The organism is Stenotrophomonas sp. HMWF003, assembly GCF_003061285.1.
Lineage (GTDB): Bacteria > Pseudomonadota > Gammaproteobacteria > Xanthomonadales > Xanthomonadaceae > Stenotrophomonas > Stenotrophomonas maltophilia_AP.
The window spans coordinates 1-747 of sequence record NZ_QAIW01000358.1; the positions used below are offsets into that span (position 1 = coordinate 1).

General features: G+C 67.7%; 1 protein-coding gene. It reads left to right on the forward strand.

Annotated elements, in window-relative coordinates; translation table 11 throughout:
- Positions 1-142: 142 nt before the first annotated feature.
- Positions 143-747 (forward strand): class I SAM-dependent methyltransferase (locus DBR34_RS14605; protein WP_258223959.1); only part of this gene is annotated, 605 nt, incomplete at its 3' end.

Genomic DNA, 747 nt, shown 5'->3' on the forward strand with positions numbered 1-747 from the left:
GATCATGGGCGGTCCGTAAGCATCTGGACCGCCATGATAGTGGCCGCCAGCGGCTTCGGCACCGGCCGGCACCGGCCCCCCTGCGGCGCCCGGTCGCAGGGGGCGGGTGCCGCAGCGCGCCGAGCGGTGCGATAATCCGCCCATGAGCGAATCCCCCTACAAGACTGGCACCACCCATTTCGGCTTCCGCGATGTCGCAGCCAAGGACAAGCAGAAGCTGGTGGGCGAAGTGTTCACCTCGGTCGCGCGCAGCTACGACCTGATGAACGACCTGATGAGCCTGGGCATCCACCGGGCCTGGAAGCGCTACTACGTGGCCACCGCGCAGGTGAAGCCGGGCGACCGCGTGCTCGACCTGGCCGGCGGCACCGGCGACATCGCCGCGCTGATCAAGGAGCGCGTGGGTGACGAAGGCGAGGTGGTGCTGGGCGACATCAATGCCGGCATGCTGTCGGTAGGCCGCGACCGGCTGATGAATCGCGGCCTGGTCAAGGGCCTGGAGTACGTGCAGTGCAACGCCGAGGCGCTGCCCTTCCCGGACGCCAGCTTCGACCTGGTGACCATCGCCTTCGGCCTGCGCAACGTGACCGACAAGGACGCCGGCCTGCGCGAGATGTACCGCGTGCTCAAGGTGGGCGGCCAGGCACGCGTGCTGGAGTTCTCCGAAGTCACCGCGGACTGGTTCAAGCCGATCTACGACTTCCACTCGTTCAAGATCCTGCCCAAGCTGGGGCAGCTGTTCGCGCG